Origin of the sequence: Acidithiobacillus sp. (assembly GCF_049965315.1) — a bacterium.
Classification (GTDB): domain Bacteria; phylum Pseudomonadota; class Gammaproteobacteria; order Acidithiobacillales; family Acidithiobacillaceae; genus Acidithiobacillus_B.
Map to the genome: position 1 here is coordinate 1 of NZ_JBMFWL010000061.1, position 2,207 is coordinate 2,207.

The 2,207-nt window shown below is 62.1% G+C and carries 2 protein-coding genes; both read right to left on the minus strand.

From position 1 onward, the window contains the following. Nucleotides 1–227 precede the first annotated feature (227 nt). Entirely contained in the window at nucleotides 228–1,439 is a 1,212-nt protein-coding gene (gene tyrS / locus ACP5MM_RS09750; protein ID WP_427931525.1) for a tyrosine--tRNA ligase, read from the minus strand. A gap of 256 nt (nucleotides 1,440–1,695) precedes the next feature. Further along, nucleotides 1,696–2,154, minus strand: coding sequence for a hypothetical protein (locus tag ACP5MM_RS09755; RefSeq protein ID WP_427931527.1), 459 nt, complete (start codon nucleotides 2,152–2,154; stop codon nucleotides 1,696–1,698). Nucleotides 2,155–2,207: the final 53 nt, after the last annotated feature.

A 2,207-nucleotide genomic window follows, 5' to 3' on the forward strand; every position in this document is an offset into this window, starting at 1 on the left:
GCGGAATACTTCCTCAACCCACTAAATTCCACCGGGGCCTAAACCCCACACACTCCACTCGGCTGGGAAAGAACAATCGGGCTGTTGGTGCCCGCTGCGGCTCAGTGCCGCGTCGTGGGGTCGCATTATACGCAGGGCCGAAGGGCTGTCAACACCTGCGTCGCGGCATTTTTCCGGGGGGAGAAAGCGCCTTGATTGGGCTTCGCTTTTCGCCCGGACATGCCCCTTCAGCAGAGACGGATGCGGGCGAAGTGCCTTTTGCCGAACTGGAGCAGGTGCTCGGCCCCCGCCGACAAGGCCAGGGCGGGATCGCTGATCCGCTCGCCATCGAGGCGCACGGCGCCTTCGCGGATTTTGCGCATGGCTTCGCTGCTGCTCGCGGCGAGCCCGGCCTGGACGAGAATGCTGGTCAGGCGCAAGGCTTGGGGTGCGGCCATTTCCAGCAGGGGTAGGTCACTGGGCAACTCATGGCGCTGGAAACGGGCGAGGAAGCCCTCCCGCGCCTGCTGCGCGGCAAGGGCTCCGTGGAAGCGCGCCACCAGTTCGCCGGCCAGATCCAGTTTGATGTCGCGGGGATTGCGCTGCCCATTTTCGGCTTCCCTTTGCATGGCTTGCTGCTCTGCCACGCTTCGCCTGGAAAGCAGGGCATAGTAGCGCCACATGAGGGTATCGGAGATGGACATGATCTTGCCGAACATCTCCCCGGGAGGGTCCTGCACGCCGATGGTATTGCCCAGGGACTTGGACATTTTTTGCACGCCATCGAGGCCTTCGAGGATGGGCATGGTGAGGACCAACTGGGGAACGCGCCCATATTCGCGCTGCAGCTCCCGCCCGACGAGCAGGTTGAAGCGTTGGTCCGTACCGCCCAACTCGATGTCGGCATCCAGGGCTACCGAGTCGTACCCCTGGAGCAGCGGGTAGAGGAACTCGTGAATGGCGATGGGTTGACCGCCAATATAACGCTTGTGAAAGTCGTCGCGCTCCAGCATCCGCGCGACGGTATATTTGGCGGCGAGCTGAATCACCGCCTCGGGCCGCAACACCCCCAGCCAGGCGGAGTTGAATACCACCTCGGTGCGGGCCGGGTCGAGGATCTTGAAGACCTGCTCCTGGTAAGTGGCCGCATTGGCCGCGACATCGTCAGCACTCAGGGGCTTGCGGGTCACATTTTTGCCCGTGGGGTCGCCAATCATCGCGGTGAAATCACCGACGACGAAGAGCACCTGGTGCCCCAGATCCTGGAACTGCCGGGCCTTGTGCAGGAGCACCGTGTGGCCGAGGTGGAGATCGGGGGCCGTGGGGTCCATGCCGAGCTTGACCCGCAACACGCGGCCTGCCTGCCGGATGGACTCCAGGCGTTCCCGCAACTCTCCTTCGGGCAGGAGATCCACAGCGCCATGGGCAATGCGTGCCAGGGCTTCCTGAGTATCCGTCATGCGCTTCGATCCTGAAGTGTCAAGGGGTGGGGCGAATCATAGCACAAGGCGGAAGTCGCAAAACATTCACCGGGTTGCCCGGTGAGACCGGCGACCGGATCCGCAGGCATTGCATCGCCCCGGCTGGCTATTTCAGGCGTTTTCTCCTGGATCCCGCAGGGGTTTCGCAAGGGGGAGCGGGTAATTGCCGGGCCGGGGCAATCCGACCCCGGCCCGGCAAGACATGGTGGCAAGAAACCCTCTTTTACGACCAGCCCTACATCTTGATTTGCGTCCACCCCTCATGATCGCGCTTGACGATCTCGGCAACGGCGCCGGGCACGACCGTTACCCCGGTGGCCAGGTCTGAGGCGGGAATATGGAGGGCCATCATGGTTTGATGGCAGGCGGCAAACTCCACGCCCTGCATCGACTGGGTTTCAATGTTCATGGCTACGGGCGAGGACTTCAAGAGCATTTTCAGTCCCGGCCCCCAGGCAATCACCTCCACCTTCGCCTTGTTCAGACCGACGATGTGGCTGATTTGCTTGATCATGCCGATGGTCCGCTGCCAAATTTCCGGACGCTGGCTGTTCACCTCCAGCAGCACCTTGAAAGGCCCTGTGCCCCAGGGCGGCGTCTGGGTTTCCGCTGCCAGGGCCGAACCGCTTCCCATCCAGAGGAACAGGAAGAGCATGAGAACTACGGGAATCCTACGCTTGCTACGGTATTCCATTACAATCCCCTTCGGCTGATGGTTATCGAGAAAACAATCGGTGGTGGGCATAA